Origin of the sequence: Paracidovorax cattleyae (assembly GCF_900104515.1) — a bacterium.
Classification (GTDB): Bacteria; Pseudomonadota; Gammaproteobacteria; order Burkholderiales; family Burkholderiaceae_C; genus Paracidovorax; species Paracidovorax cattleyae.
In genome coordinates this window covers 63,512-86,071 of the sequence record NZ_FNJL01000001.1, presented here as the reverse complement: position 1 = coordinate 86,071, position 22,560 = coordinate 63,512, and the positions used below count along the sequence as shown (strand labels likewise).

General features: G+C 69.7%; 21 protein-coding genes. 11 read left to right on the top strand and 10 right to left on the bottom strand.

Annotation, left to right across the window (positions count from 1 at the left end; all coding sequences use genetic code 11):
- Positions 1-128 precede the first annotated feature (128 nt).
- Genes BLR05_RS00380 through pyrG form a run of 3 tightly spaced genes read right to left on the bottom strand, consistent with a single transcriptional unit; the run spans position 129 to position 3,002 of the window.
- Positions 129-419, bottom strand: coding sequence for a DUF1330 domain-containing protein (locus BLR05_RS00380; RefSeq protein ID WP_092831737.1), 291 nt, complete (start codon positions 417-419; stop codon positions 129-131).
- An 8-nt stretch (positions 420-427) separates the two neighbouring features.
- Positions 428-1,285 (bottom strand): 3-deoxy-8-phosphooctulonate synthase, encoded by an 858-nt coding sequence (gene kdsA, locus BLR05_RS00375; protein WP_092831736.1) that lies wholly within the window; start codon positions 1,283-1,285, stop codon positions 428-430.
- A 31-nt stretch (positions 1,286-1,316) separates the two neighbouring features.
- The gene (pyrG, locus tag BLR05_RS00370) at positions 1,317-3,002 is read right to left on the bottom strand and encodes a CTP synthase (protein ID WP_092831735.1); all 1,686 of its coding nucleotides are present in this window, start codon (positions 3,000-3,002) and stop codon (positions 1,317-1,319) included.
- Positions 3,003-3,113: 111 nt separating this feature from the next.
- On the opposite strand from pyrG, the gene coaBC reads away from it, so the two are divergent.
- From coaBC to BLR05_RS00355, 3 genes are all read left to right on the top strand, one after another.
- On the top strand, positions 3,114-4,331 hold the full coding sequence (coaBC, locus tag BLR05_RS00365) for a bifunctional phosphopantothenoylcysteine decarboxylase/phosphopantothenate--cysteine ligase CoaBC (RefSeq protein WP_092831734.1): 1,218 nt from the start codon (positions 3,114-3,116) through the stop codon (positions 4,329-4,331).
- Between the two features lie 75 nt (positions 4,332-4,406).
- Positions 4,407-4,853 (top strand): dUTP diphosphatase, encoded by a 447-nt coding sequence (gene dut, locus BLR05_RS00360; protein WP_019700757.1) that lies wholly within the window; start codon positions 4,407-4,409, stop codon positions 4,851-4,853.
- Between the two features lie 140 nt (positions 4,854-4,993).
- A complete protein-coding gene (locus tag BLR05_RS00355; RefSeq protein WP_092831733.1) occupies positions 4,994-5,488 on the top strand; it encodes an outer membrane lipoprotein in 495 nt (164 codons plus the stop codon).
- 94 nt (positions 5,489-5,582) lie between these two features.
- Here the strand turns inward: BLR05_RS00355 and BLR05_RS00350 are convergent, their stop codons facing one another.
- Positions 5,583-6,107, bottom strand: coding sequence for an FKBP-type peptidyl-prolyl cis-trans isomerase (locus BLR05_RS00350; protein ID WP_092831732.1), 525 nt, complete (start codon positions 6,105-6,107; stop codon positions 5,583-5,585).
- A gap of 64 nt (positions 6,108-6,171) precedes the next feature.
- On the opposite strand from BLR05_RS00350, the gene BLR05_RS00345 reads away from it, so the two are divergent.
- The 3 genes from BLR05_RS00345 (at position 6,172) to BLR05_RS00335 (ending at position 8,346) form a co-directional block, all read left to right on the top strand.
- Positions 6,172-7,308 (top strand): JmjC domain-containing protein, encoded by a 1,137-nt coding sequence (locus tag BLR05_RS00345; protein WP_092831731.1) that lies wholly within the window; start codon positions 6,172-6,174, stop codon positions 7,306-7,308.
- Between the two features lie 53 nt (positions 7,309-7,361).
- Entirely contained in the window at positions 7,362-7,874 is a 513-nt protein-coding gene (locus BLR05_RS00340; RefSeq protein ID WP_092831730.1) for a hypothetical protein, read from the top strand.
- 193 nt (positions 7,875-8,067) lie between these two features.
- Entirely contained in the window at positions 8,068-8,346 is a 279-nt protein-coding gene (locus BLR05_RS00335; RefSeq protein ID WP_092831729.1) for a hypothetical protein, read from the top strand.
- A gap of 140 nt (positions 8,347-8,486) precedes the next feature.
- On the opposite strand, the gene BLR05_RS00330 is transcribed toward BLR05_RS00335, so the two are convergent.
- From BLR05_RS00330 to BLR05_RS00310, 6 genes are all read right to left on the bottom strand, one after another.
- Positions 8,487-9,263: an MBL fold metallo-hydrolase gene (locus BLR05_RS00330; protein ID WP_092831728.1), complete on the bottom strand. Its 777-nt coding sequence runs from the start codon at positions 9,261-9,263 to the stop codon at positions 8,487-8,489.
- 35 nt (positions 9,264-9,298) lie between these two features.
- Positions 9,299-10,393: an NlpB/DapX family lipoprotein gene (gene bamC / locus BLR05_RS00325; protein WP_092831727.1), complete on the bottom strand. Its 1,095-nt coding sequence runs from the start codon at positions 10,391-10,393 to the stop codon at positions 9,299-9,301.
- 22 nt (positions 10,394-10,415) lie between these two features.
- Positions 10,416-11,312, bottom strand: a complete 897-nt coding sequence (gene dapA, locus BLR05_RS00320; RefSeq protein ID WP_092831726.1) for a 4-hydroxy-tetrahydrodipicolinate synthase — start codon at positions 11,310-11,312, stop codon at positions 10,416-10,418.
- Positions 11,313-11,374: 62 nt separating this feature from the next.
- A complete protein-coding gene (locus BLR05_RS00315) occupies positions 11,375-11,962 on the bottom strand; it encodes a class I SAM-dependent methyltransferase (RefSeq protein ID WP_092831943.1) in 588 nt (195 codons plus the stop codon).
- A 50-nt stretch (positions 11,963-12,012) separates the two neighbouring features.
- A complete protein-coding gene (locus BLR05_RS26420; protein WP_167361159.1) occupies positions 12,013-12,183 on the bottom strand; it encodes a hypothetical protein in 171 nt (56 codons plus the stop codon).
- Positions 12,184-12,191: 8 nt separating this feature from the next.
- A complete protein-coding gene (locus tag BLR05_RS00310) occupies positions 12,192-13,430 on the bottom strand; it encodes an MFS transporter (RefSeq protein ID WP_092831725.1) in 1,239 nt (412 codons plus the stop codon).
- A gap of 124 nt (positions 13,431-13,554) precedes the next feature.
- On the opposite strand from BLR05_RS00310, the gene BLR05_RS00305 reads away from it, so the two are divergent.
- The 5 genes from BLR05_RS00305 (at position 13,555) to BLR05_RS00285 (ending at position 22,554) form a co-directional block, all read left to right on the top strand.
- A complete protein-coding gene (locus BLR05_RS00305; protein ID WP_092831724.1) occupies positions 13,555-15,537 on the top strand; it encodes a DNA topoisomerase IV subunit B in 1,983 nt (660 codons plus the stop codon).
- A gap of 3 nt (positions 15,538-15,540) precedes the next feature.
- Positions 15,541-16,383, top strand: coding sequence for a lytic transglycosylase domain-containing protein (locus BLR05_RS00300; RefSeq protein ID WP_092831723.1), 843 nt, complete (start codon positions 15,541-15,543; stop codon positions 16,381-16,383).
- A gap of 61 nt (positions 16,384-16,444) precedes the next feature.
- On the top strand, positions 16,445-18,802 hold the full coding sequence (gene parC, locus BLR05_RS00295) for a DNA topoisomerase IV subunit A (protein WP_092831722.1): 2,358 nt from the start codon (positions 16,445-16,447) through the stop codon (positions 18,800-18,802).
- Positions 18,803-18,978: 176 nt separating this feature from the next.
- Positions 18,979-20,820 (top strand): methyl-accepting chemotaxis protein, encoded by a 1,842-nt coding sequence (locus tag BLR05_RS00290; protein ID WP_092831942.1) that lies wholly within the window; start codon positions 18,979-18,981, stop codon positions 20,818-20,820.
- A gap of 123 nt (positions 20,821-20,943) precedes the next feature.
- On the top strand, positions 20,944-22,554 hold the full coding sequence (locus BLR05_RS00285) for a methyl-accepting chemotaxis protein (protein ID WP_092831941.1): 1,611 nt from the start codon (positions 20,944-20,946) through the stop codon (positions 22,552-22,554).
- Positions 22,555-22,560 lie beyond the last annotated feature (6 nt).

Below are 22,560 nucleotides of genomic sequence, written 5' to 3'. Positions count from 1 at the left end.
TCCTTTGAGGAGTTTGATGACTGGGGAGGCGCAGGCACGGGCAGGGCGCCGAAGGCCGGCGCGCCGCGCGTGCGGCTGCAACATCGGGATGGCAGGCGGGCAATGGCGCGGGGCCGGGGCGGAAGGCCTCACACCCCTTCGACGCACACCATGCGCATGACGGCCGCGCCCAGGCGCGCGGATTTCGCCTGCTGGTACTCGGCGGATTCGTAGAAGGCGCGGGCGGCCTCCATGGTGGGAAACTTCAGGACCACGGTGCGGCCCGGGTTCCAGTCACCCTCCAGCACTTCCACACGGCCGCCGCGCACGCACACTTCGGCGCCATGCACCTGCATGGCCTGCGTGCTGAGGCGGCGGTACTCGTCGTACTGCTCGGGGTTGGTGACGGTGACGGACGCGATGATGTAGGCGCTGCTCATGGGTTGTCTCAAGCTCCGAAATCGTTTTCGAGAAAGCCGTTCCGCTTGGTGACGGAATCCAGGGCGACCAGGGTTTCCAGCAGCGCCTTCATGTGCTTGAGCGGCACCGCGTTGGGGCCATCGGACAGGGCGTTGCTGGGATCGGGGTGCGTTTCCATGAAGAGGCCGGCCACGCCCACGGCCACGGCCGCGCGCGCCAGCACCGGCACCATCTCGCGCTGGCCGCCGCTGCTCGTGCCCTGGCCGCCCGGCAATTGCACGCTGTGCGTGGCGTCGAACACCACGGGGGCGCCCGTCTCGCGCATGATGGCCAGGCCGCGCATGTCGGAGACGAGGTTGTTGTAGCCGAAGCTCGCGCCGCGCTCGCAGGCCATGAAGCTGTCTTCCGGCAGGCCTTTCTCGCGCGCAGCGGCACGGGCCTTGTCGATGACGTTCTTCATGTCGTGGGGCGCGAGAAACTGCCCCTTCTTGATGTTCACCGGCTTGCCCGACTGCGCCACGGCGCGGATGAAATCGGTCTGGCGGCAGAGGAACGCGGGCGTCTGCAGCACGTCCACCACCTTGGCGGCCTCGGTGATGTCGTCCTCGGTGTGGACATCGGTCAGCACGGGCACCTCCAGTTCGCGGCGGATCCTGGCCAGGATCTCCAGGCCCTTCTCGCGGCCGGGGCCGCGGAAGCTCGTGCCCGAGGACCGGTTGGCCTTGTCGAAGCTGCTCTTGAAGATGAACGGAATGCCCAGCGCTGCCGTGGTTTCCTTCAGGCGGCCGGCCACGTCCATCTGCAACTGCTCGGACTCGATGACGCAGGGACCTGCGATGAGGAAGAAAGGCCGGTCGAGGCCGGCGTCGAAGCCGCAGAGTTTCATGGAAGGTGCCTTGTGGGGATGTGCCGGCGCTTCAGGAGGCGGCGGTGGATGCAGCCGGCAGTGCGGGCTGGCGGCTCTTCTGGTGCTCGACCGCCGCCTTGATGAAGGCGTTGAAGAGCGGATGGCCGTCCCACGGGGTGGACTTGAACTCGGGGTGGAACTGCACGCCGATGAACCACGGATGCACGTCGCGCGGCAGCTCGACGATCTCGGTGAGCTGCTCGCGCTGGGTCAGCGCGGAGATCACCAGGCCTGCCTTGCGGAGCTGGTCGAGGTAGTTCACGTTCGCCTCGTACCGGTGGCGGTGGCGCTCGGTGACGATGTTGCCGTAGATCTCGTGCGCCAGCGTGCCGGCGGCGACGTCGGAGCTCTGCGCGCCCAGGCGCATGGTGCCGCCCAGGTCGGAGCTTTCGCTGCGCGTCTGGATGGTGCCGTCGGCGTCCTTCCACTCGGTGATGAGGGCGATGACGGGGTGCGGCGTGGCGGCGTCGAACTCGGTGCTGTTGGCGTTCGCGAGGCCCGCCACGTGGCGCGCGTATTCGATGGTGGCCACCTGCATGCCCAGGCAGATGCCGAGGTAGGGCACTTGTTGCTCGCGGGCATAGCGCGCCGTGCAGATCTTGCCCTCCACGCCGCGCGCGCCAAAGCCGCCGGGCACCAGGATGGCGTCGTACCTGGCGAGCTTCTCCGTGGCGTCACCCGGGGCGATGGTCTCGGAATCGACGTGCTCGATCTTCACGCGCACGTGGTTCTTCATGCCGGCGTGGCGCAGCGCTTCGTTCACCGACTTGTAGCTGTCGGACAGATCGACGTACTTGCCCACCATGGCGATGGTGACCTCGCCCTGCGGATGCTCGGTCTCATACACGAGCTGGTCCCAGCGCTTCAGGCTGGTGGGGGGCGTGTTCAGGCGCAGCTTGTCGCAGATCAGGCCGTCCAGACCCTGTTCGTGCAGCATGCGGGGCACCTTGTAGATGGTGTCCACGTCCCACATGCTGATCACGCCCCATTCGGCCACGTTGGTGAACAGCGAAATCTTGCCGCGCTCCTCTTCCGGGATGCGGCGGTCGGCGCGGCAGAGCAGGGCGTCGGGCTGGATGCCGATCTCGCGCAGCTTCTGCACCGTGTGCTGGGTGGGCTTGGTCTTGAGCTCGCCGGCCGCCGCGATGTAGGGCAGGTAGGTGAGGTGCACGAAGGCGGAATTGTTCGGTCCCATGCGCAGGCTCATCTGGCGCACGGCTTCGAGGAAGGGCAGGGATTCGATGTCGCCCACCGTGCCGCCGATCTCGACGATGGCCACGTCCACCGCGTCGTCGGTGCCGATGCCCGCGCCGCGCTTGACGTATTCCTGGATCTCGTTGGTGACGTGCGGGATCACCTGCACCGTCTTGCCGAGGTAGTCGCCGCGGCGCTCCTTCTCCAGCACGGACTGGTAGATCCGGCCCGTGGTGAAGTTGTTGGTCTTCTTCATGCGCGTTTCGATGAAACGCTCGTAGTGGCCGAGGTCGAGGTCGGTCTCGGCGCCGTCATCGGTGACGAACACTTCGCCGTGCTGGAACGGGGACATGGTGCCCGGATCCACGTTGATGTACGGGTCGAGCTTGATGAGGGTGACTTTGAGGCCGCGCGATTCGAGGATCGCAGCAAGGGAGGCTGAGGCGATTCCCTTGCCCAGGGAAGACACCACACCGCCGGTGACGAAGACAAATTTGGTCATGTCTTTTATGGTGGTGGGAAATCGGGATTATAGAGGCCGGCCCATCCGCGCCCGGCCGTGCGGGCGCCTTCCCCCTGCGCTACGGCGGGGCGTCTGCTAAATTGCTCGCCCATGAACGAACTGGCGGGCAAACACATTCTCCTGGGTCTTTCGGGCGGCGTCGCCTGCTACAAATCGGCCGAGCTGGCGCGCCTGCTCGCCAAGGCCGGCGCCACCGTGCAGGTGGTGATGACCGAGGCGGCGGAGCGGTTCATCACGCCCGTCACGATGCAGGCGCTCACCGGCCGCGCGGTCTATACCTCGCAGTGGGACGCGCGCGAGCCCAACAACATGCCGCACATCAACCTGGGCCGCGAGGCGGATGCGATCCTGGTCGCCCCCTGCAGCGCCGATTTCGTCGCCCGGCTGGCGCAGGGCCGGTCCGACGAGCTGCTCAGCCTGCTGTGCCTGGCGCGGCCCGCGCAGCGCGTGCCGCTGCTGCTGGCGCCCGCGATGAACCGCGAGATGTGGGCCCATCCCGCCACGCAGCGCAACCTGGCCCAGGTGGCCGCCGACGGCGCCGTGGTGCTGGGCGTGGGCTCGGGCGAGCAGGCCTGCGGCGAAACGGGCGACGGCCGCATGCTGGAGCCCGCGGAACTGCTGGAGGAACTGACGGCCTGCTTCGCACCCAAACTGCTGGCGGGCCAGCGTGTGCTGGTCACCGCCGGCCCGACCTTCGAGGCGATCGATCCGGTGCGCGGCATCACCAACCTCTCGAGCGGCAAGATGGGATTCGCCATCGCGCGTGCGGCCCGCGAGGCGGGAGCGGAAGTCCATCTGGTGGCCGGGCCCGTGCACCTTCCCACGCCGCGTGGCGTGCGCCGCATGGACGTGCGCTCCGCCCAGGACATGCTGCAGGCCTGCACCGCACTCGCCCCGGAGGCATCCATCTTCGTGGCGACCGCGGCCGTCGCAGACTGGCGTCCCGCGGAAACCGCCACGCGCAAGATCAAGAAAGACGGCTCGGGAGCCGTCCCGGCGCTCGCCTTCGTGGAAAACCCCGACATCCTGGCGACCATCGCGGCCTCCGGGCGCGCGCGCGATGGCGCACTCTACTGCGTGGGCTTCGCGGCCGAGAGCGACCGCCTGCTGGAGCACGCCACGGCCAAGCGCGCGCGCAAGGGCGTGCCCCTGCTGGTCGGCAACATCGGACCGGAGACCTTCGGACAGGACGACAATGCCTTGTTGCTGGTGGACGCCGAAGGCCACCGCACGCTGCCCCGCGCCACCAAGCGCGAACTGGCGCAGCAGCTCGTGGCGGACATCGCCCGCCGGCTGTCCGCCGCCTGAGGGCCCACCGCAGGCGCACTCCGGAGCTTTCGCTCCCTGCGTGTTGCGCCAGTGCATCATCCATTGAAAGCAATTGTGAAAATCGACGTCAAGATCCTCGACGCGCGCATGGCGGAGCAGTTGCCCGCCTACGCCACGCCCGGCAGCGCCGGCCTCGACCTGCGGGCCTGCCTCGATGCGCCCCTGACCCTGGAGCCCAACGCCTGGCAGCTCGTGCCCACGGGCATCGCCATCTACCTGAAGGACCCGGGCTACGCGGCGCTGATCCTGCCGCGCTCGGGCCTGGGCCACAAGCACGGCATCGTGCTGGGCAACCTGGTCGGCCTCATCGACAGCGACTACCAGGGGCAGCTGATGGTCAGCGCCTGGAACCGCAGCGATACCGCCTTCACCCTGCAGCCGATGGAGCGGCTGGCGCAGCTCGTGATCGTGCCGGTGGTGCAGGCGCAGTTCAACGTCGTGCAGGAATTTCCGGCCACGGAACGCGGCGAGAACGGTTACGGATCCACCGGCAAGGTGTAGGTATCGTCCTATCCGTCCGGGGCGATGGTGCCTACGGCGGCCGCGGCCATCGCCCGTCGCGTGCCGCGGCCGGCCCCATGCTCCAATGGGTTGACCGGCGGGGCCAGAGCCTTGTCCATTTCCGCAAGAAGGAGTCGAACATGCTGAAGTTTTCCCGCACCACCGCAGCGATTGCCACCGTGGCCCTCGCCGGCGCCCTGGGCGCCTGCGCCGAGCAGCCACGCTACGGCTCGCAGCACCCCGGCCAGCCCACGTATTCGAGCTACCCGTCTTCCGCGCCGGCCGGCATGGAATACGGCACGGTGACGAACATCGAGATGCTGCAGGGCCGCAGCGGCAGCAGCGGCGTGGGTGTCGGCACCGTGGCTGGCGCCGTGATCGGCGGCGTGCTGGGCAACCAGGTGGGCAAGGGCACCGGCCGTGCGGCGGCCACCGTGCTCGGCGCCGTCGGCGGCGGCGTGGTGGGCAACCAGATCGAGAACCGCAATGGCAACAACGACGGGCGTGCCGAGGGCTACCGCATCACGGTGCAGCTCGACCAGGGCGGCCAGCGCGCCTACGACGTGGGCTCTCCTGGCGACCTGCGTCCCGGCGACCGCGTGCGCCTGAACGGCGGGCAGATTTCCCGCATGTGATCCATCAGCACCGTCAGGCCTGGCGCCCTGGTACCCGGCCATCCATCGAAAAAAGGACCCCCGGGTCCTTTTTTCATGGGCGCGCGCCTGCGGTTCAGTGCAGCAGCGGTGCGTCCGTGTCGGGCGGCTGGATGCGGAAGAACCCGGTGCCGGCAGTGCCGCGCCCGATCTCTTCCTCCGTCGCCTCCCGCACGCCCTGCACCGTGAGGTGAAGGCGCAGCGCGATACCGGCCAGGGGGTGGTTGCCGTCGAGCACCACGTGCTCCGGGTAGAGCTGGGCCACGGTGTAGAGGGCGTCGCGCGGGGCCGCCGGGTTGGAGCCCTCGGGCAGGGCGCTGCCCTCGATGGTCATGCCTTCCTCGATGTCCTCGGGGAACAGGGTGCGGGGTTCGAGGAACAGCAGCTTGTCCTGGTAGTCGCCGAAGGCCTCCTCGGGTTCCAGGTGCAGTGCCAGGGTGTCGCCCGCGGAGTGGCCTTGCAGCGCTTCCTCGATGCGGGCGAGCAGGTCGTCGCCGCCGACGAGGAATTCCACCGGGTCGTCGAGCACGTCCAGCTCCTCGCCCAATGTGTCTTTCAGGATCCAGGTCAAGGCGACCACGCATTGTTGGTTGATTTCCATAGGAGAATTGTCGCAGTTCGTCCACCGGCCGCGCCACCGGCGCGTGCGCCTTCCGCTTTCCCCCATGGATACCCATACCCCCCTCGCCCTGCTGGGTGGAATCACCCCCGCGCAATTCATGCGCCGCCACTGGCAGAAAAAGCCCCTGCTGGTGCGCCAGGCCATCGCGCCGTTCACCCCGCCCTTGGGCCGCGCGGAACTGTTCGCGCTGGCCGCTGACGAGACCGTGGAGTCGCGCCTCGTGCAGCAGAAGAAGGACGCCTGGAGCCTGCGCCACGGCCCCTTTCTGCGCCGCGCGCTGCCCCCCCTGGCCACGCCGGACTGGACGCTGCTGGTGCAGGGCGTGGACCTGCACGACGATGCCGTGCACGCGCTCCTGCAGCAGTTCCGCTTCGTGCCGCAGGCCCGGCTCGACGACCTGATGATCAGCTACGCCACCGACGGCGGCGGCGTGGGGCCGCACTTCGACAGCTACGACGTGTTCCTGCTGCAGGCCCATGGCCGGCGGCGCTGGCGCATCGGGCGGCAGAAAGACCTGGCGCTCAAGGACGGCATCCCGCTCAAGATATTGGAGAACTTCGAGCCCGAGCAGGAGTTCGTGCTCGAGCCCGGCGACATGCTCTACCTGCCGCCGCGCTGGGCCCACGACGGCATCGCCGAGGGCGAGTGCATGACCTACTCCATCGGCTTCCGTTCGCCATCGCGCACGGGACTGGCGCAGGACCTGCTCACCCGCCTGTCGGACGGCCCGGACGAGGAGGGGGCTCTATCCCCGCACCTGTACCGCGATCCCGCGCAGGGTGCGGCGGACCGTCCCGGGGAGATTCCCGCCGCGCTGCTGGACTTCGCGCGCGATGCCCTGGCGCGGGCCCTGGCCGAGCCGCTGGCGGTGGAGCGCGCGCTGGGCGAGAGCCTGACCGAGCCCAAGCCCAACGTGTGGTTCGAGCCCGGGGATCCGGAGGCGGACGTGGCGCAGGGCGTGCGCCTGGACCGCCGCACGCGCATGATGTACGACGCGCACCACGTCTTCATCAACGGCGAGAGCTATCTGGCCGGCGGCCGGGACGCCACGCTCATGCGGCGCCTGGCCGACCAGCGCGAACTCACCGCGCGCGATCTGGCGCGGGCCGGCGAGGACGCGCTCGAGCTGCTGGCCTCGTGGTGCGACGCCGGCTGGGTGCACACGGCAGAGGGCGTGTAGTCCGCGGAGCCTTTCGCGCGGACTTCTGCGCGGTTCGGACAAGGAGGTCGTCCATGGATTTTTCCCGAGCACTGGCCGGCGAAGCGCCGCTGCCGTCCGGCCGCTTCGAGGGGCGGCGCGACTTCGATGCGGGGGTGCGCGCCGCCCTGGCGTGCGCGGTCCGCGAGGGCTGGCAGGAACTGGTGCTGTGCGATTTCGATTTCCATGACTGGCCCCTGGGGGACCGCGAGGTCGAGGTGCTGCTGCATGCCTGGGCGGGCCGGGGGCGCCGGCTGACGCTGCTGGCCGCGGGCTACGACGAGGTGGTGCGGCGCCATGCGCGCTTCGTGCGCTGGCGGTCCACCTGGGACCACATCGTGGAGTGCCGCAAGGCGCCCGCCAGGCAGCACCAGGAACTGCCCGGCGTGCTGTGGTCGGGGCACTGGGTGCTGCAGCGCCTGGATCCGGAGCGCTGCACCGGCGTGGCCGGCGGCGAGCCCGAGCGCCGCGTGCAGGTACGGCAGGTGCTCGACGAATGGCTGCGGCGCAGCACCCCTGCCTTTCCCGCCACAACGCTCGGACTGTGACATCGCTCAGCCCGCGCCGTCGGTGTTATTCGGGATTGACGCAATCTCCCTATAATTTGCGGTTGATGTCTGGGAGTGCATAGCGCACTTCAAGCGCCACGGGGTGCACTGCGCCCGGCCAAAGCGCATCGCTGAAAGAGGGCGGCGTGGCGGCAAATTCCAAGATCCGTCTGTCCCATAGGAAAAAACCGAAATGAAGAACTCTCTCGTTCTGGCTGCCCTGGTCGCGTCCGTCGCTCTCGCCGCCTGCGGCAAGAAGGAAGAAGCCCCGGCTCCGGCCCCGGCCCCCGTCGAAGCTCCCGCCCCGGCTCCCGCTCCCGTGCCCGCACCGGCAGAAGCCCCCGCTTCCGACGCTTCGGCTCCTGCCGCATCTGCTGCCGCCGAAGCCTCCGCTCCCGCCAGCGACGCCGCCAAGGCCGCTGCAGACGCCGCAGCAGCAGCTGCAGCAGGTGGTGCTTCCGCCGCCAAGTAAGCTGCCATCGCCGTCTTTCGCCGCAGGGCCACCAGCCTGCGGCGAAGGCACCCGGCACAAGAGCCCCGTACCGCAAGGTCGGGGCTTTTTTTGCGCCCACGCATCCCGCGCACGCGGCGCAGCCGCTCAGGGCGTTGAATTCAGTCACCTATCCAGCCGGTGCCGCAGCGCTGGTCCGCCACCTCGATCTGCGCCGGCTCCCAGCCGATGGCCCCGGCCAGTGCGGCGCGGGCGAGGTCCGGGCGGTTGTTCTGGGCGCTGAGGTGGGCCGCAGCCACGCTGCGCAGGCCTTCGTGCCGCACCGCGCGCAGGATCTCCGCCGCCACGTGGTTGCCCAGGTGTCCGTAGGCGCCGCCGATGCGCCGCTTCAGGAAGGCGGGATAGCTGGAGACGGACAGCATCTCGCGGTCGTGGTTGCTCTCCAGCAGCAGCGCATGGCAGCCGCGCAGGTGGGCCAGCACGTGCTCGGTCGCATGGCCCAGGTCCGTGAGCAGCCCGATGTGGGTGGCGCCGTCGCTGCAGCGCAGGTGCAGCGGTTCGCGTGCATCGTGCGGCACGGTGAACGGCCGTGCCTCGAAGGCGCCCAGGTCGATGGATTCGCCGTCCGCGGTGAGGCGCAGCAGCCCGTCCATGTCCGGCGCGCCGATGGCCTCGTGGGTGCCGTGGCTCATCCAGGCCGGAATGCGGTGGCGCAGGGCGATCTTCTGCAGGCCGCCCACATGGTCGGAATGCTCGTGGGTGATGAAGATCGCGTCGATGTCGTCGATCGCGAGGCCGGCCTCGCCGAGGCGGCTGGCCAGCTGGCGCGGCCCCAGCCCGCAATCGACGAGCAGGCGTCGTACCTGCGTGCCGCAGCGCCCTTCGACGAGGGTGGCGTTGCCCGAGCTGCCGCTGCCCAGGTTCTTGAAGCGCAGCACGCGGTCCGTGGCTCCTCAGCGGGCGGCAGCGCCGGTCACTTCAGGTCGTCGGCGAGCACGCGGACGATGCGGTCCGCATTGGCCGAACTCTCGGGTGCGCCCGCGGCATTGAGCACCGCGACCGTGCTCTTGCCGCCTTCGGTGCGCACCTGGATGCGGTACTTGACGGGCGGAGCGGCATCGGCCGAGCGGCCCAGCAGCTTGGCGAAGAAGCCGGGGTCCTTCTTCTCGGTGGGCTCGACGTAGCGCACCGAGTACACGCCCTGGGCGCGGTCGCGCTCCTCGACGGTGAAGCCCGTGCGGTCGAGCGCCAGCCCGACGCGGCGCCATGCGCGGTCGAAGCTTTCGTCGAGTTCCACCACGGGGGCGTTGCCGATGCGGCCGATGCGCGCGGTCGGCGGCGGCTGGATGGGGGCGGCCGCCACGGCGCGGGATTCCTCCTGGCTCACGCCGAGCTTGACCATCAGGCGGCGCAGGAATTCGGTCTCCAGTTCCGGATCGACCGGGCGGGGCTGCCAGATGGTGCTGTCCTTCTGGGAGGTGGTGTAGACCTCGACCATGCCGCGGTGGCTGATGTAGATCTCGGTGGAGCCGTCGGCACCGCGCTCCAGGCGGGTGCGGAACTTGTCGCGCTCGCCGGTGGAATAGACGGAATCGAAGATCTTGCCGATGGTGGAGCGGATGATGTCCTGCGGCAGCTTGGCGCGGTTCTCGGCCCAGTCGGTTTCCATGATGCCGATGTTGGGCTGGTCGATCGTGAGCACGAAACCGTTTTCGTTCCAGAAGTCGCGCACGGGCTCCCAGAGCGCGTCGGCGGGGCGCTTGACCACCAGCCAGCGCTGGTTGCCGTCGCGCTCGATGCGCACGTCGCCCAGCGACTTGGCGGCGGCGTTCACCGTGCCGGGCTGCCTCTGCGCCTGGCCCGCCTCGAAGGCTGCGGCCGATACCGTGCCGCCAGGAACCGTGTAGCGCGAATCGCGCGACAGCTGTGTCAGGTCGGGCGGCACTTCGAGCGTCGAGCCCTTGGTGGCGCTCTTGTAGTCGATCTTGTCGTTGTCCAGGATGGACGTGGAGCAGGCGGACAAGGCCATGGCAAGGCCCAGGAGGCCCAGGCGGTTGATAGCGTTCACGCAAAAATCCTTTGAGGGAGTCTCAGAGCAGGCCGGCGGAGCGCAGCGCGGTTTCCACCACGGATTCGCTGCCTTGGGAAAGGGGTGTCATGGGCAGGCGCATGGTGCCGCCGCACAGGCCCATGCGCTGCATGGCCCACTTCACGGGGATGGGGTTGGCCTCGACGAAGAGCTGCTTGTGGACCGGCAGCAGCCGGAACTGGATCTCCATGGCCCGGCGCACGTCGCCGGCCAGGGCGGCCACGCAGAGTTCGTGCATCAGGCGGGGCGCCACGTTGGCGGTGACGCTGATGTTGCCCTGGCCGCCGCAGAGCATGAGGGCCACGGCGGTGGGGTCGTCGCCCGAATAGACGGCGAAGCCTTCGGGCACCTCGCGGATCAGCCACTGCGCGCGCTCGATGTTGCCGGTGGCCTCCTTGATGCCGATGATGCCCGGCACCTCGGTCAGGCGCAGCACCGTGTCGTGCTGCATATCGGCGACGGAGCGGCCGGGAACGTTGTAGAGGACGGTGGGCAGGTCGCCCACGGCTTCGGCGATGGCCCGGAAGTGCCGGTACTGGCCCTCTTGCGTGGGCTTGTTGTAGTAGGGAACGACCTGCAACTGCGTGTCGGCACCCACCTTCTTGGCGAAGCGGGCGAGTTCGATGGCCTCGGCCGTGGAGTTGGCGCCGCAGCCGGCCATGATGGGCACGCGCCCGGCAGCCTGCTCGACGGCCACGCGGATGATCTCGCAGTGCTCCTCGACGTTGACGGTGGGCGATTCGCCAGTGGTGCCCACCACGCCGATGCAGTCGGTGCCTTCTGCGACATGCCAGTCGATCAGCTTGCGCAGGGTGGGATAGTCCACGCTCCCGTCCTCGTGCATGGGGGTGACGAGGGCGACGATGCTGCCGGTGAGGGTGGCGCTGGAAGAGGTCATGTCCACGAAGGAAAACGGTAAAAGAGCATTCTAACGAGTGTGTAACCGGCCCGGCCGGGGGGTTAACCGGAGGCGGGAGGCACGAGGGGGTGGCGGGGTGGCCCGCCGCCGGGCGCTTCCCGGACGGCCGCGAGGCGCTGCACGAACCGCTCCGGAGACGGCAGGAATCCGTCCTCGTAGGCGATCACCCTCAGACCGGGGAAGGCCCCCAGCAGTTCCCCGGGCTCGAGCAGGAATTCCGGCCGCGACGGCCGGCCCACGGTCCCGTTGCCGTGCGCGAAGGTTTCGTACAGCAGCACTCCGCCGGGCGCGACGCTGGCCGCGATGGCGGGCAGCAGGGGACGCCAGAGGTAGTTGGTCACCACCACGGCATCGAAGCGGCGCCCGGCGAAGGGCCAGCGGCCCTGTTCGATGTCTGCATGGACCATTTCTCCCAGCGGTGCCAGGGGAGCGATCGCCTCGGCGGAACGGTCCACGCCGGTCACGGCATGGCCGCGTGCATGGAGCCAGCGCAGGTGCCGGCCGCTGCCGCAGGCCACGTCCAGTACGTGGCCGCGCGGCGGCAGCAGGTGGGCCCAGCGCACCACCCACGCGGAGGGCGCGGCGTGGCCGGGCGTGCCGGTGTGCGGGAGCGGGCTGGAGGGCTGCATGGCGTGGAGGCTGCCGGGCTGCATGCCCGGGACGGGCGCGCGGTGGCCGGTCAGAAGCAGGACCAGACCTGGTCCGCCATCATGACCACGAAGCCGGGCTCCGCGTAGAGCGCGAAGGCGGCGGACAGGGCCGCGGCGGCCGCGATGGTCCAGGGCAGCCAGCGCCTCCAGCCGGGGCGCCGGGGAGGGGGGACGGCAAGGGGAGCGGAGGCCACGTGCATGCCCTGTCTCAGGCGGCGGCGCCCGTCCGGACCGGCGCGCGCGCGATGGGCGATTCGCGCACCGGCAGGTTGATGAGGCCGGCCGCGATGCCCAGGCCGATGGCGAGGTACCAGACCACGTCGTAGCTGCCGGTGCGGTCGTAGAGGTAGCCGCCCAGCCAGACGCCCAGGAAACTGCCGATCTGGTGGCTGAAGAACACGAACCCGCCCAGCATCGAGAGGTGCTGCACACCGAAGATCTGCGCCACCGTGGCGTTGGTGGGCGGCACGGTGGACAGCCACAGGAACCCGATCACCGCGGAGAACACGTACACCGAGACGGGCGTGAGCGGTGCGAGCAGGAACACGGTGATGGCCACCGCGCGGGCGAAATAGATGAAGGCCAGGATGTGCCGGCGCGCCATGCGCTGGCCCAGGGTGCCCGCGATGTAGGTGCCGAAGACGTTGAAGAGGCCGATCAGGGCCAGCGCGTAGCTCGCCACCTGGGGCGAGAGGCCGTGGTCCTTGAGGTAGCTGGGCATGTGCACGCCGATGAACACCACCTGGAAGCCGCACACGAAATACCCTGCCGTGAGCAGCAGGAAGCTCGGGTAGCGCAGCGCCTCGGACAGGGCCTCGCCCACGGTCTGCCCGCGCGGCGCGGCGGGAGCGCCTGGCGCCCGGCGGCCGAAGCCCGGCTCGCGCAGGCCGAAGGCCAGCGGCACGATGAGCAGCACCATGGCCGAGAGGGCGAGCAGCGATTCCTGCCAGCCCAGGCGGGCGATCAACTGGCCCTCCACGGGCACCATCAGGAACTGTCCGAACGAACCGGCGGCCGCGGCCACGCCCATGGCCCAGGAGCGCTTCTCCGGCGCGATCTGGCGTCCCAGCACGCCGTAGATCACGGCATAGGTGGTGCCCGCCTGGGCCGCGCCGATCAGCACGCCTGCCGTGAGGGCGAACAGCAGGGGCGTGGGCGATAGCGCCATGCCGGCCAGCCCGAAGGCGTAGAGCACCGCTCCCGCGATGAGCACGCGGAAGGCCCCGAAGCGGTCGGCCGCCATGCCCGCGAAGATGCCGAATACGCCCCAGGCGATGTTCTGCACGGCGATCGCCAGAGCGAACGTCTGGCGGGTCCAGCCCATGTCCTGCGTGATGGGCTGCAGCCACAGGCCGAAGCCGTGCCGGATGCCCATGGAGAGCGTGACGACGGCCGCGCCGCAGGCCAGGACCTGCGCCATGGAGAGCTTGGGGTTTTCGGAGGACATCCGGCGAATGTAGCCAAAAGTGCCCGCCGGCGCTGGTGCAGGAATGCGGGTTAACCCGCGCGGCAGATGGGTGGCTGTCTTTTCATCCAGTGCCGCCGGGCACGCCGCACTACAATCCGCGCCCATGGCAGCCAAACCCTCTTCCGTTTCGCCCAGCGACTATTCCGAAGGTTCGATCCGCGTGCTCAAGGGCCTGGAGCCCGTGAAGCAGCGGCCGGGCATGTACACGCGCACGGACAACCCGCTGCACATCATCCAGGAAGTGCTCGACAACGCGGCCGACGAGGCCCTGGCCGGGCACGGCAAGCGCATCAAGGTCACCCTGCACTCCGACGGCTCCGTGGGCATCGAGGACGACGGGCGCGGCATTCCGTTCGGCCTGCACCCCGAGGAGAAGGCCCCCGTGATCGAGCTGGTCTTCACGCGGCTGCACGCGGGCGGCAAGTTCGACAAGGGCAAGGGCGGTGCCTACAGTTTCTCGGGCGGCCTGCACGGCGTGGGCGTCTCGGTCACCAACGCCCTGGCGCTGCGGCTGGAGGCCACGACGCACCGCGACGGGCAGATCGCGCGCCTCGTGTTCGAGGGCGGCGATGTCACCGAGCCGCTCACGGCCCGGCCGCTGGCCGCGGGCGAGCGCCGCCAGGGCACCACGGTGCGCGTCTGGCCGGACGGGAGGTATTTCGAATCGACCGTGCTGCCGATGCACGAACTGGTGCACCTGCTGCGCAGCAAGGCCGTGCTGATGCCGGGCGTGACGGTGTCGCTGGTCAACGAGAAGACGAAGGAAACGCAGACCTGGCAATACAAGGGCGGCCTGCGCGACTACCTGGGCCAGAGCCTGTCGGCCGACCCGGTGATCCCGCTCTTCGAGGGCGAGGGCTATGCCGACCGCCACAACGAGAGCTTCGCCGAAGGCGAGGGCGCCGCATGGTGCGTGGGCTTCACCGATGAAGGCGCGCCGGTGCGCGAGAGTTATGTCAACCTGATTCCCACCAGCGCGGGCGGCACGCACGACGCGGGCCTGCGCGACGGCCTGTTCCAGGCCGTGAAGAGCTTCATCGAGCTGCATTCCCTGCTGCCCAAGGGCGTGAAGCTGCTGCCCGAGGACGTGTTCGCGCGCGCCTCGTACGTGCTGTCGGCCAAGGTGCTGGACCCGCAGTTCCAGGGCCAGGTGAAGGAGAAGCTGAACTCCCGCGACGCGGTGCGGCTGGTGTCCAACTTCGTGCGGCCCGCCCTCGAGCTGTGGCTGCACCAGCATGTGGACTACGGCCGCAAGCTCGCCGAGCTCGCCATCAAGGCCGCTCAGACCCGCCAGAAGGCTGGCCAGAAGGTCGAGAAGAAAAAGGGCTCCGGCGTGGCCGTGCTGCCCGGCAAGCTCACCGACTGTGAAAGCCGCGACCTGTCGCACAACGAGGTGTTTCTGGTGGAGGGCGACTCCGCCGGCGGCAGCGCCAAGATGGGCCGCGACAAGGAGTGCCAGGCCGTGCTGCCGCTGCGCGGCAAGGTGCTCAACACCTGGGAGGTGGACCGCGACCGGCTGTTCGCCAACACCGAAATCCACGACATTTCCGTGGCGCTGGGCGTGGACCCGCACGGCCCCAACGACACGCCGGACCTCTCCGGCCTGCGCTACGGCAAGGTCTGCATCCTGTCGGATGCCGACGTGGACGGCTCGCACATCCAGGTGCTCCTGCTCACGCTGTTCTTCCGCCATTTCCCCAAGCTGATCGAGACCGGCCACATCTACGTGGCGCGCCCGCCGCTCTACCGCGTGGACGTGCCGGCGCGCGGCAAGAAGCCGGCCTCCAAGGTGTATGCGCTGGACGACGGCGAACTGGAGGCCATTCTGGACAAGTGCGCCAAGGATGGCGTGGCGCGCGAGAAGTGCCAGATCAGCCGCTTCAAGGGCCTGGGCGAAATGAACGCCGAGCAGCTCTGGGAAACCACGCTCAACCCCGACACCCGCCGCCTGCTGCCCGTGCAGCTGGGCGACCTGGGCTTCGCCGAGACCGAGGGCCTCATCACCAAGCTCATGGGCAAGGGCGAGGCGGCCGCGCGGCGCGAGCTCATGGAACTGCACGGCGACGCCGTGGAAGTGGACATCTGAGCCATGGCCGCGCGGCGCTCCATGGGTGGCATGGCGGCAGGTCTGCGGCGGCAGCTGGCCGCGTGCGCGCGGACGACCGCGCTGGGGCTGGCGCTGTGGCTGCCGGTGCAGTCCGCCCATGCGGACCTGTGGGCCTACGTGGACGAGCGCGGCGTGACGCATTTCGCGGCCGAGCGCATCGACGAGCGCTACAGCCTGTTCTTCCGTGGCGACGTGTTCGATTCCACCAGGGACGGGCGCTCGACGGGCATAGGCCTCGTGCCGCCCGGCGTGGCGCCGGGGGCCACGCCGGAGAGTGCGCGGCGCCTGGCCTATTTCGACATCGCGCCCGAGGTCAAGCGCGTGAAGCATTTCCTGCGTGCCTCGGCGAACCAGCACGGGCTCGACTACGAACTGCTGCAGGCCGTGATCGCCACCGAATCGGGATTCGATCCGCAGGCGGTGTCGCCGCGCGGCGCGGTAGGACTCATGCAGGTGATGCCGGCCACGGCAGAACGCTTCGGCGTCTCGCGCGAGGCGAAGCGTTCGGTGGAGCAGAAGCTCACCGACCCGGGCACGAACATCGCGGCCGGCGCGCGCTACCTGCGCCACCTGATCGACCTCTTCGAGGGCCGGCTGGACCTGGCGCTGGCCGCCTACAACGCGGGCGAGGGCGCCGTGCAGCGCGCCGGCCGCCGCATTCCCGCCTACCGGGAAACGCAGAACTACGTGAAGAGCGTGCTGGGGCTCTACGCCCTGCTCAAGCCCGCGGCGGCGGCTCCGGCGCCCGTGGCAGAGGGGCGCGGTGCCGCGGCCGGCCGGGTGCGCATGGAGCTCGCGGCGCCCGTGGCCCGGGGCACGCCCTGATCTTCCGAACGACACCGCGGCGCACCGTCCGCCGCGTTCCTCTTTCCATCCTTCACGACGCATGAGCGACAACGACCAACCCACCCTCGACTTCTCCCAGCCCGAGTCCGGCGACCACCTGGGCCTGGCCGGCTACGCGCAGCGCGCCTACCTGGAGTACGCGCTCTCCGTGGTGAAGGGCCGCGCGCTGCCGGACGTGTGCGACGGCATGAAGCCGGTGCAGCGCCGCATCCTCTTCGCGATGGAGCGCATGGGCCTGGCCTACGGCGGACCCACCCGCAACGTGCCGGCCAAGCCGGTGAAGAGCGCCCGCGTGGTGGGCGACGTGCTGGGCCGCTTCCATCCGCACGGCGACCAGTCGGCCTACGACGCGCTGGTGCGGCTGGCGCAGGATTTCAGCCAGCGCTATCCGCTCATCGACGGCCAGGGCAACTTCGGCAGCCGCGATGGCGACGGCGCCGCGGCCATGCGCTACACCGAGGCGCGGCTCACGCGCATCGCCAGCCTGCTGCTCGACGAGATCGACCAGGGGACGGTCGATTTCGTGCCCAACTACGACGGCTCCACCGAAGAGCCGCGGCAGTTGCCCGCGCGCCTGCCGTTCGCGCTGCTCAACGGTGCGAGCGGCATCGCCGTGGGCCTGGCCACCGAGATCCCCAGCCACAACCTGCGCGAGGTCGCCGATGCGTGCGTGGCGCTGGTGAAGAACCCGAAGCTCGCCGACGAGGAGCTCGCCGCGATGGTGCCGGGCCCGGACTATCCGGGCGGCGGCCAGATCATCAGCAGCCCCGGCGACATCCAGGACGCCTACCGCACGGGGCGCGGCAGCCTCAAGGTGCGGGCGCGCTGGAAGATCGAGGACCTGGCCCGCGGCCAGTGGCAGATGGTGGTCACCGAGTTGCCGCCCGGCGTTTCCGCGCAGAAGGTGCTGGAGGAGATCGAGGAGCTCACCAATCCCAAGGTCAAGGCCGGCAAGAAGGCGCTCTCGCAGGAGCAGACGCAGCTCAAGGCCACGGTGCTGGGCGTGCTGGACGTGGTGCGCGACGAATCGAGCAAGGATGCACCCGTGCGCATCGTGTTCGAGCCCAAGACGGGCAAGGTGCCGCAGCAGGAACTGATCACCACGCTGCTGGCGCACACCAGCCTGGAAACCTCCGCGCCCATCAACCTGACCATGGTGGGCCTGGACGGCAAGCCCGTGCAGAAGTCGCTGCGGCGCATGCTGGAGGAGTGGATCGCCTTCCGCCAGCAGACCATCGCGCGGCGCAGCCAGCACCGCCTCGCCAAGGTGCTGGACCGCATCCACATCCTCGAGGGGCGGCAGACCGTGCTGCTCAACATCGACGAGGTGATCGCCATCATCCGCGCCAGCGACGAGCCCAAGGCCGCGCTGATGGCGCGCTTCCACCTGTCGGACCGGCAGGCCGAGGACATCCTGGAAATCCGCCTGCGCCAGCTCGCGCGGCTCGAAGCCATCAAGATCGAGCAGGAGCTCAAGGAACTGCGCGAGGAGCAGGGCAAGCTCGAGGACATCCTCGCCAACCTCGCGTCGCTGCGCCGCCTGATGGTCAAGGAGATCGAGGCGGACGCGAAGCAGTTCGCCGACGCGCGCCGCACGCTCATCCAGGCCGACAAGCGCGCCACGGCCGAAGTGAAAGTGGTCGACGAGCCCGTGACGGTGGTCGTCTCGCAGAAGGGCTGGGTGCGCGCGCGCCAGGGCCACGGCCATGATGCAGGCACCTTCGCCTTCAAGTCCGGCGACGCGCTCTACGGCACCTTCGAGTGCCGCACCGTCGATACGCTCATCGCCTTCGGCAGCAACGGCCGCGTGTATTCCGTGGCCGTCTCCCAACTGCCCGGCGCGCGCGGCGACGGCCAGCCCATCACCACGCTGATCGACCTGGAGGCCGGCACGCAGCCGGTGCACTATTTCGCGGGCCCCGCGAACGCGGCCCTGCTGCTGGCGGGCTCGGGCGGCTACGGCTTCATCGCCGCCGTGGAGCACATGACGGCGCGCAACCGCGGCGGCAAGGCCTTCGTCTCGCTGGGCGAGGGCGAGCAACTGTGCCGGCCGTCGCACGCGGCTTTCACCAGCGGCAGCCAGGCGCTCGCCCCTGCGACGCATGTGTGCTGCGCCTCGACGGGCGGGCGCATCCTGACTTTCGAGATCACCGAACTCAAGCAGATGGCCAACGGCGGCCGCGGCCTGATGCTCATCGACCTCGAGCCCAAGGACACGCTGGCGGGCGCTGCGGCCTACACGCGCAGCGTGCGCATCGCGGGCGTGGGCCGCGGAGGCAAGGAGCGCGACGAGACGCTGGAGATCCGCAGCCTCAACAATGCGCGCTTCCCCCGCGGGCGCAAGGGCAAGGCGGCGGACCTGGGATTCAAGCCCAACGCCGTGCAGCGCGTCGAGTAAAGCCTCGCGAACATAGCTTTCGGAGGGCCGCCAGGTATTGGCGGCCCTTTTTGTTGCGCCGCCGCATCGCGACAGGAGCACGGTGTTAATGCGGAGTGGTGTTTCTGCTTGTATCAATGCACTATCTGTTCGCACGGCCACCGGAGGCGGCGGCTGCCGGGCCGTGCATCGTCAAAATGCGCGCCAGGAGCAGCCTCACCGTGAAAGATCTGAAAATCGCCACCCGCCTCGCGCTGGGATTCGCTCTCATCCTGCTCGTCATGTTCGTGATGAACATGCTGGGTCTGACCAATATGGGGGCGATGGTCCATGCCGTGAAGGGCGTCGCTTCGGAGTCGCTCGTCAAGGAACGGCTGATCAGTGACTGGGCCCGCAACATCCACACGAGCGTCCAGCGGACCAAAGCCGTGGCCCGAAGCAGCGATACCTCCCTGAACGACGCGTTCGCGGAGGAGGCCGCTGTCTCTTCGCGGCAGTCTGCGGACATGCTCAAGCGCCTCGAGGCGCTCCTGACAGCCGAGGAGGAGAAGGCCCTGATGGCTGACATCCAGAAGGCGCGCACGAACTTCCTGGCAAGTCGCGACGAGATCTACAAGGCCAAGCGCGAAGGGCGGATGGAAGACGCGCAGCGCATGTTCGCACAGGAGTTTCAGTCCATCACGGCGCAGTTCCTCGAAACGGTTCAGAAGCTGTTGAACAAGCAGAGGGAGAACATTGATGCCGCCCTGGGGCAGGTGGAATCCGGCTACGCGGAGACCCGCATTGGCGTGGCGGTCGCCACCGTGCTGGCCCTGATCCTGGGCTCGGGCCTGGGCTGGTGGATCACGCGCGGCATCACGCGCCCGCTTGGCGAGGCGGTGCGTGTCGCGCGCGCCGTGGCGGACAACGACCTCACGAGTTCCGTCGCCCCCGGCGGACGCGACGAGACCGGGCAGGTGCTGGATGCCCTGCGGCAGATGAACGACAACCTGGCCCAGGTCACGGGCCGCGTGCGCCAGGGCGCCGACAGCATCGCCATCGCCGCGCGGGAAATCGATGCGGGCAACCAGGACCTGTCCGCGCGCACCGAGCGGCAGGCGAGCGCCCTGCAGCAGACGGCCGCCTCCATCGAACAGCTCACCAGCGCCGTGCGGCAGAACGCCGACAGCGCCCGGCACGCCAACCAGCTGGCGGCCCACGCTTCGCAGGTGGCCGGCGAGGGCGGGCAGGTAGTGGCCGGCGTGGTGCAGACCATGGGCGCCATCGATGCCTCCTCCCGCCGCATCGCGGACATCATCGGGGTGATCGACGGCATCGCGTTCCAGACCAACATCCTGGCGCTGAATGCGGCCGTGGAGGCGGCGCGGGCCGGCGAGCAGGGCCGCGGCTTCGCGGTCGTGGCCAGCGAAGTGCGCGCGCTCGCGGGACGCAGCGCCGAGGCCGCCAAGGACATCAAGGCGCTGATTGGCGATTCCGTGGCCAGGGTGGACGAGGGCTCCCAGCAGGTCGCGCAGGCCGGGCGCACCATGGAAACCGTGGTGGACAGCATCCGGCGCGTGGCGGACATCATGGGCGAGATCAGCGCCGCGAGCGCCGAGCAGAGCACGGGCATCGAACAGGTGAGCCAGGCCATCGGCCAGATGGACCAGGTGACGCAGCAGAACGCAGCCCTGGTCGAGGAGGCCGCGGCCGCGGCCGGCTCGCTCAAGACGCAGGCGGCCATGCTGGCCGATGTGGTGTCCGCATTCCGGCTGCGCGACGGCGGCATGGCAGGCATTCCCCCCGCTTCCGCGCCCGTCCCGCCGCCTGCCGCCAAGGCCATGTCTGCGCCCGTGTTCCCTCCGGCATCCACGCGCCCTGCCGTCGCCGCCCCCGCCCGGCCGCGCACGCCGGCCGTCGCCAGGCCGGCTGCCGGCAAGGCGCCCGCGCTGCCCGCCCGCCCGGCACCGGCGGCATCCGTGGCCCAGGCGCCCGCGCCGCAGCCCCCTGCGGCGCCGCGCAAGGCCAGCCAGAGCGACGACGACTGGGAAACCTTCTGAACCTGGCGGGCGGTTCCGCCTGGCTCTGGTGTAAACACCGAGCGCTCCGGACGCCGCTTCATGCACGATGGCTTCAGCCGACGGGGCGGGTGGCCGGCCCGGTATGAAGAAAAGGAGTCCGCCATGCAACGATCACTGCGGGTCATCCACAAGCTCTGGATCGCCGTCGCCCTGCTGGTGGCCATGCTGTCCACGGTGCTCGGCGTTGCCGCCGTGCGCTACCAGCGCGAGCAGGCCCTGGCCGAAGCTGCGCGCGACGAGATGGAAAAGCGCTCCCAGGCGGCCCTGCGCTGGGCCGGTCTCACGGAGACCAACGCGGCCCGCACCCTGGCTGTCGCGCTCACCGCCGACCCCCTGCTGGAGGCGCAGTTCAAGGAAACGGTCGCCGCCACGTCCGCGCGCATTTCCGAAACCCAGAAGATGCTGTCCGGCATGGATCTCTCCGCGCGGGACCGGGAGCAGATGGCGAGGATCGCGGCGGCGCGCCAGGCCACGCTGGACCTGCGCGGCGAGGCCGGCAGGCTGGCTGCCGCCGGGCAGCGGGACGAAGCCCGTGCCCTGGTGCTGCAGCGCTACCAGCCCACCGTGGCCACCTACCTGCAGCTCCTGCGGGATTTCGCGCAGTCGCAGGCCGAAGCCGCCGATGCGCTGCGTGACCGGACGATCGCATCGCTACAGCGCATCCTGCTGGGCGCGGTCGCGGGACTGGTGCTCCTGCTGGCGGGCATCGTGGCGGGCAGCGTGGTGCTGATCCGCAGCATCCAGAGGCCGCTGGCCGAGGCCAATGCCGTGGCGGCGCGCATTGCCAGCGGCGACCTGGCCTCGCCCGTGCCGCAGGGCGGCGGCGACGAGTTCGGCGAGCTGCTGCAATCGCTCGGTGCGATGGGCGAAGCGCTCTCGGGCGTGGTGCGGCAGGTGCGCCAGAGCACCGACAGCATCGCCATCGCCAGTGCCGAGATCGCCACCGGCAACCATGACCTGTCCGTGCGCACCGAGCAGGCCTCCAGCAGCCTGCAGGAGACGGCTGCGGCCATGGAGCAGCTCACCAGCACCCTGCAGCAGAGCGCGGGCAGCGCGCAGCAGGCCAGCGGACTCGCGGCCAACGCCCGCAGCGTGGCGCAGCGCGGCGGCGACGTGGTCACGCAGGTGGTCTCCACCATGGAGGACATCCACCAGAGCAGCCGCCGGATCGCCGACATCATCGGCGTGATCGACGGCATCGCCTTCCAGACCAACATCCTGGCCCTGAACGCCGCCGTGGAGGCGGCGCGCGCGGGGGAGCAGGGCCGCGGCTTCGCCGTGGTGGCGGCGGAGGTGCGCGCCTTGGCGCAGCGCAGCGCCACCGCCGCACGGGAGATCAAGCAGCTGATCGGGACTTCGGTGGAGCGCGTGGAGGCCGGGAGCCGGCTGGTGCAGGATGCCGGCGCCACCATGCAGGACGTCGTGCGCTCGGTGCAGCACGTCAGCGACATGATCGGCGAGATCACTGCCGCGGCGACCGAGCAGAGCGCCGGCATCGGGCAGGTGAACGAATCCGTGGGAGGGCTGGACCAGACGACGCAGCAGAACGCCGCGCTGGTGGAGGAAAGCGCTGCCGCCGCCCAGAGCCTGCGCGAGCAGGCCGAGCAACTGGCGCGCACGGTGTCGGTGTTCAAGCTGCGCGCCCTGCCGGGCGCTGCCGGCGCGGCACTGCCGCAGCCTGTGCGGAGCGGGCCGCGCAGGCTGGCGGCCTGATCCGGC

Bases quoted from the DNA above. Each gene is read 5' to 3' on its own strand.
- BLR05_RS00380 (WP_092831737.1), bottom strand. From the start codon at position 419: ATGAGCAGCGCCTACATCATCGCGTCCGTCACCGTCACCAACCCCGAG.
- kdsA (WP_092831736.1), bottom strand. From the start codon at position 1,285: ATGAAACTCTGCGGCTTCGACGCCGGCCTCGACCGGCCTTTCTTCCTC.
- pyrG (WP_092831735.1), bottom strand. From the start codon at position 3,002: ATGACCAAATTTGTCTTCGTCACCGGCGGTGTGGTGTCTTCCCTGGGC.
- coaBC (WP_092831734.1), top strand. From the start codon at position 3,114: ATGAACGAACTGGCGGGCAAACACATTCTCCTGGGTCTTTCGGGCGGC.
- BLR05_RS00355 (WP_092831733.1), top strand. From the start codon at position 4,994: ATGCTGAAGTTTTCCCGCACCACCGCAGCGATTGCCACCGTGGCCCTC.
- BLR05_RS00350 (WP_092831732.1), bottom strand. From the start codon at position 6,107: ATGGAAATCAACCAACAATGCGTGGTCGCCTTGACCTGGATCCTGAAA.
- BLR05_RS00345 (WP_092831731.1), top strand. From the start codon at position 6,172: ATGGATACCCATACCCCCCTCGCCCTGCTGGGTGGAATCACCCCCGCG.
- BLR05_RS00340 (WP_092831730.1), top strand. From the start codon at position 7,362: ATGGATTTTTCCCGAGCACTGGCCGGCGAAGCGCCGCTGCCGTCCGGC.
- BLR05_RS00335 (WP_092831729.1), top strand. From the start codon at position 8,068: ATGAAGAACTCTCTCGTTCTGGCTGCCCTGGTCGCGTCCGTCGCTCTC.
- dapA (WP_092831726.1), bottom strand. From the start codon at position 11,312: ATGACCTCTTCCAGCGCCACCCTCACCGGCAGCATCGTCGCCCTCGTC.
- BLR05_RS00315 (WP_092831943.1), bottom strand. From the start codon at position 11,962: ATGCAGCCCTCCAGCCCGCTCCCGCACACCGGCACGCCCGGCCACGCC.
- BLR05_RS26420 (WP_167361159.1), bottom strand. From the start codon at position 12,183: ATGCACGTGGCCTCCGCTCCCCTTGCCGTCCCCCCTCCCCGGCGCCCC.
- BLR05_RS00310 (WP_092831725.1), bottom strand. From the start codon at position 13,430: ATGTCCTCCGAAAACCCCAAGCTCTCCATGGCGCAGGTCCTGGCCTGC.
- BLR05_RS00305 (WP_092831724.1), top strand. From the start codon at position 13,555: ATGGCAGCCAAACCCTCTTCCGTTTCGCCCAGCGACTATTCCGAAGGT.
- BLR05_RS00300 (WP_092831723.1), top strand. From the start codon at position 15,541: ATGGCCGCGCGGCGCTCCATGGGTGGCATGGCGGCAGGTCTGCGGCGG.
- parC (WP_092831722.1), top strand. From the start codon at position 16,445: ATGAGCGACAACGACCAACCCACCCTCGACTTCTCCCAGCCCGAGTCC.
- BLR05_RS00290 (WP_092831942.1), top strand. From the start codon at position 18,979: ATGCGCGCCAGGAGCAGCCTCACCGTGAAAGATCTGAAAATCGCCACC.
- BLR05_RS00285 (WP_092831941.1), top strand. From the start codon at position 20,944: ATGCAACGATCACTGCGGGTCATCCACAAGCTCTGGATCGCCGTCGCC.